5 protein-coding genes are annotated in these 5,916 nt (G+C 64.7%); all 5 read right to left on the bottom strand.

Annotation, left to right across the window (positions count from 1 at the left end):
* Positions 1-9 precede the first annotated feature (9 nt).
* From VNW74_RS30230 to VNW74_RS30210, 5 genes are read right to left on the bottom strand one after another with little or no spacing between them, the layout of a single operon-like run.
* On the bottom strand, positions 10-1,065 hold the full coding sequence (locus VNW74_RS30230) for a phosphotransferase (protein WP_325683784.1): 1,056 nt from the start codon (positions 1,063-1,065) through the stop codon (positions 10-12).
* A complete protein-coding gene (locus tag VNW74_RS30225; protein ID WP_325683781.1) occupies positions 1,062-2,057 on the bottom strand; it encodes a hypothetical protein in 996 nt (331 codons plus the stop codon). Before VNW74_RS30225 ends, VNW74_RS30230 begins: the two co-directional genes overlap by 4 nt.
* Complete coding sequence (locus VNW74_RS30220; protein ID WP_325683779.1) at positions 2,054-3,214, bottom strand: LLM class flavin-dependent oxidoreductase; 1,161 nt, start codon at positions 3,212-3,214, stop codon at positions 2,054-2,056. Before VNW74_RS30220 ends, VNW74_RS30225 begins: the two co-directional genes overlap by 4 nt.
* Positions 3,211-4,233 (bottom strand): DUF7065 domain-containing protein, encoded by a 1,023-nt coding sequence (locus VNW74_RS30215; protein WP_325683777.1) that lies wholly within the window; start codon positions 4,231-4,233, stop codon positions 3,211-3,213. The genes VNW74_RS30220 and VNW74_RS30215 overlap by 4 nt, the downstream gene beginning before the upstream one ends.
* On the bottom strand, positions 4,230-5,888 hold the full coding sequence (locus tag VNW74_RS30210) for an NAD(P)/FAD-dependent oxidoreductase (protein ID WP_325683775.1): 1,659 nt from the start codon (positions 5,886-5,888) through the stop codon (positions 4,230-4,232). The genes VNW74_RS30215 and VNW74_RS30210 overlap by 4 nt, the downstream gene beginning before the upstream one ends.
* Positions 5,889-5,916: the final 28 nt, after the last annotated feature.

Raw genomic sequence — 5,916 nt, 5'->3', positions numbered from 1 at the left:
TGGCGGATATCAGAATAGGTCAGCTGACGAGTGTCGCTCTACTGCGGCACCGAGCCGCCGAACCATGTCGTCGAGCCTGTCGCGCCCACGCTGGTCCGACGCTTCCCATCGGACGTTCGCCATGATCGGCCACAAGAGGTTGTAGGCCGTCGCCCAGCGGTATTGCTCTCGGGCCTGGCCCGGTTCGTAATTTGGCAGCCCGCTGCAATAGCGCATTATCAGATCATCTTCGAGGGGTGCGAGCCGCTCAGGCGGCATGCTGGTACAAAGCAAGTATTGGAGTTCTCGGATCCCGCACTCCTGCGCGACGGTCTGGAAGTCGATGAATACGGGTTCTCCTGCCGAGTCGAAAAGCAGGTTGTCCGATCGCAATTCGCCATGTGTGATGCAAGTCGGCGTTGCGAGCGCGTCGATCATCTTTGGCTGCAGTTCGGCAAAGCGATCCGCGACGGACACCGCGCTGTCCGGCAGCAGTTGTACGAGGTCGTCACGGCGCAGTCGCCACACATAGGTGAATAGCTGCCCGTACTGCTGCTGCAGTGTCCGGCCGGCATCGGAAGTGATAGGCAGGAAGGCATCCGAATACTGTTGCAGCAGAGCCTCTTTTGCCCACGACCAGGAATGAAACCGAGCCACCGCGTCGACCACAGCCTTGGCTTGCTGCTGACTGAAGCCCTCATGCTGGTCGATCTGCACGCACTCTCCGGAGAGATCCTCCATCACCAGCAGGAAATCCGTCGAGTCGGTGGCCTGTTCGGCGGAGTAGATCTTCGGTGTCCGCACGGGAAGGTGGGGCGCGACCTCCCGATAGAACTGGATCTCGCGGCTGTACGTACCGATGCCGTCCAGCATCGCCCGGGTATCGCCCTCGATCGGCATCTTGACCAGCACAGAGCCCGGCATGCCTGGTGGGCCATCGAGCATCAGCCGAAAGAGCCGGCAAGCGAATGCTATGCCCAGGCCGACGCTTTCGCGGTCGGCCACCCGCACCGATGCGCCCAGTGCCTGGCTGGCCCACGAGTCGTCGAGGCCGTCGGCAGACTGTGGAAGCTGTCGCAGGCTCATCGCACCGGGACCGATCGTTCGGATAGGCCGTGCCCCACGGCGCCAGCCCAACTGAACCGGGTCATCGCTTCGGAGAGCCAGTGATGGCAGCCCGCGCCGCGGGCCGCTCCGCGAACGATCTCCCCGGGTCCGGCGATGGACAAAGCGCCGACTTCGCCGAGCGTCGCCGTCAGCTCGATCCTCTCGTCCTCCACTTCGAGAGTGAGCGTGTAGTCATCACCCCGTTGCTCCCACGAGTCGAGCAGTGGTGCGGCACTGACGAGCTTGCCAGGGCGCATACCCTTCTCATCGCACACCACCGCGTGGTTCATCCGTCCCGAACCGTCGCTGTTGGCCAGGTACATCAGGCAGAAGGCTCGGCCGTCGGGCCATTCGGCGTGGCACCAGATGTGGTTGTGCAGGCCCGTCAGGTCGCGCACACCAGTGCTGTGATCGCGCAGCCCGGTACCGGCCACTTCCACCGAAACGTCGCCGTACGACAGTGTCCCGGTGACCGAACAGTGCTGCTCGTAATGCGATGATGCCCAGTTCTGTTCGTGCATCGCGCCGAGTTCGAAGGGCGGGCACATCGCCTCGTAGGTCAGGTCGAAGGACAGCTTGACGTGTAACCCGTCCGCCACGCCGCCGCTGCGCAGCTCGTCGCCGGACACCAGCCGGGCCGGCCCGCGGAATGTCTTGCGCCACGTGCGCCACGGTTCGATGCACTGATAGGTCAGGGACGGCCCAGCCGGCCCACGCGGCGTTTCACCGCCATACCCGAATCCGCGCGCAGCCAGGAACATGTCGCCCGGCAGGTAGATCAGGGCCAGCTCGTCCCAGGCCGGCTGGTCGAAAGAGACCCGGCCGAGGTGCAGGAACATGCCGATGCGCTCGGCGGGGAAGTAGGCCTGGCTCAAGTAGTTCTCGACCCAGAGCGGTACATCGGGAACTTGATGCAGGACCTCGTCGACGTCGGCGAGGTGCTGGGGGCGTTCAACCCGGCTCGTCGTCACACTCGTACCCCTGCCGCCTGCTTTATCAGGCCGGAAATCTCGTTGGCGCGGCGTAGCGACTCCGGTCCCTCCAGCGGTCCGAGCGCCAGCGGCGTCATGTCCAACCAGCCAACGAATTGCGCTCCGGCCTCCACGAATCCGGAGTGCAGCTTGGCCATCTCTTGTGGTGTGCCTACGTGGAAGGCCTTGCGTGACATCGACACAGGCGTGGCATTGACGATGCGATTGATTTCCTCGTCGGTCTGCTCGAACGGGGCCCACTTGACCGCGTAATGCCACCCCTCGGGCATCACCGGCGTCTCGCCTTCTTCGATCCAGCGCGTTTGATCCAGACGGCCGAATTGCCCTGCGAAATACCGGACTATCGGGTTGGCCAGAACTTTCTCGATGACCTCGGGATCCTCGTGGCAGACGTAAATGCTCCAAATGCCGAATCCGAACGCATCGGGGTCGCGTCCGTAGCTCTCCACCTTCTGGCGCATCGCCGTGACGGTCTCGGAGAATTCCTCCGGTGTCTGAATGGCTTGCGGGGAGGCGGCTTCGAAGCCATCGGCATACCGTGCCGCGATGTCCAGTAGCACCGGGCCGCCGCCCAGGGCCCAGAACTCGGGGCGCTTCTCCGGGCGGTGATTGCCGATCGTAGCGTTTTTCAGATGCCAGAAGTTTGTCTCCTGCGTCCACGGCTCCGGCTCGTCGTAGAGACGGCGGACGAGCTGGAAAATGTCCTCGAGCCTCTTGAGGCCTTCTGTCCGCTTGTAGCCGAACGGTTTTGTCTGCCGCAGCTCACCAGCGCCGACCGCGACCACGACGTCGCCGCTGGTCGCGTTGCTCAATGTGAGCACCTTGCGCAGGAGTTCGGCCGGGGCGCTGCGAATCGCGTCCGTCGACAGCCGGATGTTGGCATCGGGGTTGTGCGCCAAAGCGATCGCGCCCTGCAGGAAAGGGTCGTAGGTGGAGTTGCCGTCGATGAACTCGGCCGCTGGAGTGTTGTTCGGGGTCCACAGCTCCCCGGGGAACCACCCGGACAGCTCGTCCCAGAGCCACATGTAATCGATGTTCGGGCTGTCGTGGACCGCCTTAGCGAATTGGGTGAACGCCGGGATGGGCGTGGTCCGGTGGTTGTCGAGCGGATAGCCGGTCACGACGTGGGAGTTCATTTAGGTGATTCCTTTCTGGGTCTGGCCACGGTGCGCTCACAGAGCCCGTAGCCGATCTGACCGTTCCAGCTCAGGCGGCCCTGAGATTCGTACACAACGTGGCTGGCATCGGGCGTGCGGTCGGTGCCGAGCGTCATTTCGACCGGGCCGACGAACGAAAACGGCATGGGCGCGATGATCTCCCCGCAGATCTCCTGAGTCTCGCCACCAACCTGCAGTTCGATCCGCCACGGATCGAAGACCTCGGATTCCGCGTCGAGCAGCGCATCATGGCTCACCAACGACGCGTGGGTCATACTCGTGCCGTCGCCGACGACGTGGAAGTTCAGCAGCGCGTCCCCGCCGCCCCGGCGGGTGATGTACATCGTGGAAAGCCAACGCCCGTCCGGGAATTCGCCGTGAATCCAGAAGTGATTGCCCATCACCGACAGGTCGCGTGGGCCCCACGTGTGATCCCTCATCCCGGTGCCCTCCACATAGCGGCGTTGACCGTCGAGGGTTATCTGGCCACTGCAGCTGAAGTGCTGCTCATAGTGCGTATGCCCGAAATTGCCTGGGCGCACGTCGCCGACACCGAAGGGTGCCCCCAGCGCGTGGTGCGTCAGCTCGACGTCGAGCCCGACGTGCATTCCGGAGGGCGCCGGGCCGTTGCGCAGTACTTGGCCGTCGATGAGTTGCGCCGCACCCCGGTAGCGGGTGACGTTCTGCTCGAAAGGCCTTGGCGCCTCGAAGGACAGGCTGCCGCCGATCTGGTGCGCGGACGGCGCGTAGCCGAAGCCTTTGGCCACCGCGAATCGGTCACCCGGCAGGTAGACGGCCACCACCTCACTCCACAGCGCGGTGTCCCACGAAGTGCGGTTGCTGTGCGCGAAGAAGCCGATGTTGCTACGCGGGCAGTATGCCTGGACCAGGAAGCTCTCCGACCAGCTCGCGTCGCCTTGCGGCGGATGGGCGAAATCATCGGAATCGGCGAACTCGTGGGTTCTCAGGCGGGCGGGCGGCGGCGCGGCCGCCGTCATTCGACGACCCTGAATTGCAGCGGTGGCAGCGTCGAGGATGCGGCCTTCTTGCGAGCGCGCCGGCGCAGCCGCGACGGGCCCCGAAGCACCGCGTCCGCGGTGTTACGGCCGGGCCAGCCGCTGATGTAGGCCATCGGGAAGGCGCCCGCTCCGGAATGCCAAACCCGCTCCACCGGGCTCTCGTAACCGGCTAGCGCCGGGATGGGCCGCGTCGGGCCGAGCTGGTTGAGGGTGAGGTCAACGTGCTCGTAGTTGCCGCCGTGGACGAAATAGCGCTCCTCGAAATCCGGTGGCGCGGTGAGGTGGGCGTCGATGATCAGGTCCCGGGTGCCGGGCGCGTAGAGCTCGTAGTGGTCCAGAGCGCGCTCGAAGTAGTCCTTTTTCTCGTCCTCCCAGCTTCGCCCGTTTGACAGCTCGATCGGAGTGTTGAAGCAGTAGAACTTCAGTGTCTCGCCCGCACTGGAGGGTGGCACCAGGCTGCGGTCGTAGACCGACGAGCTCAACGTGGCCATCGGGATCTCGTGGGTGAAGGTGCCGGCCATGCCGTCGACGGTCGACCGCCGCATGTAATCCAGCGTCGGACACAACATCAGGGTCGAGGTGTATTCGTCGTCGTGGAATCCCGGGAACTTCGGCCGGCCCGACAATGCCATCTCGGCGTCGAAATACAGCACGTTGTAGCGGCCGACCTGCAGCGACCGGACCTGGTCGAAGGTCGAGTCGGGCACGTCGGACGGGTCGAGCAGCTTGGTCAGCAAGGTGTAGGGATCCACGGCGCACACCACGTCGGATGCCAGGATCTGCTCGCCGCTGTCCAATTCGACGCCGCGCGCGGTCCCGTTGTGCGTGAGCACCCGCTTGACCTTGGCGCTGGTGCGGATCTCGCCGCCGTGGTGGCGTACCGCATTGGCGATCGCCTGGGTGAAGGCACCGCTGCCGCCGACCGGCCGCTTCACGCCCCATTGATGGATTCCACACAGGAACGCCAAGTGGAATCCGGTGCCGGTCTCGGTGATCGGCCCGAACGTGCCGGCCGAGTAGGCGGCAATCGGGGCCTTGATCTCTTCTCTCTCGAACCACTCTTCGAGCACGGCGTCGATCGAGCCGAGCATGACGCGGGCGCCCTTGGCCAGCTTGGTGCGAGTCTTGGCGGCCTGCTTGAGGACGTCGAACACCGTGCGGGGCTTTAGCCGCCAAGGATGGCCGTGAAAGTAGGGCATCAGCGTCAACAGCGTTTCGGTGATGATGTCGACGAGCTCCTCGTAGCGCTGCGCGTCCCGGCGTGAGTACTTCGCGATTTCGGTTTTGGTGCGCGCGATGTCCTGGTAGAACGCGACGCTGGCACCGTCGGGACCCAGCCAAGTCGTCAAGGCGGTCGGGTGCACCCACCGCAGACCGTGCTTGTGCAGGTCGAGCTGGTCCACGATGGAGGGCTTGACGCCGGGCAGAACGAACTCGACGCTGCAAGGGCTCACCTTGAAGCCGGGCGCGTTGGGCATCTCCATCGTCCAGACCAGGCCGCCGACGGTGTCGCGGGCCTCAAGCACCAAAACCCGCTTGCCCGCCTTGGCCAGAAATGCCGCGCAGGTGAGGCCGTTGTGGCCGCCGCCGACGACCACCACGTCATACGTCTTCGATTGCGTGCTCGTACCCATGGCGGCAACGTATCGCCCGCAACGGGCC

The organism is Mycobacterium sp. (assembly GCF_035570115.1).
Lineage (GTDB): Bacteria > Actinomycetota > Actinomycetes > Mycobacteriales > Mycobacteriaceae > Mycobacterium.
The sequence above is the reverse complement of the archived record's forward strand: the minus strand, read 5'-3'. Positions and strand labels throughout refer to the sequence as shown.

Coding starts and splice junctions, on each gene's coding strand:
- VNW74_RS30230 (WP_325683784.1), bottom strand. CDS start 1,065: ATGAGCCTGCGACAGCTTCCACAGTCTGCCGACGGCCTCGACGACTCG.
- VNW74_RS30215 (WP_325683777.1), bottom strand. CDS start 4,233: ATGACGGCGGCCGCGCCGCCGCCCGCCCGCCTGAGAACCCACGAGTTC.
- VNW74_RS30220 (WP_325683779.1), bottom strand. CDS start 3,214: ATGAACTCCCACGTCGTGACCGGCTATCCGCTCGACAACCACCGGACC.
- VNW74_RS30210 (WP_325683775.1), bottom strand. CDS start 5,888: ATGGGTACGAGCACGCAATCGAAGACGTATGACGTGGTGGTCGTCGGC.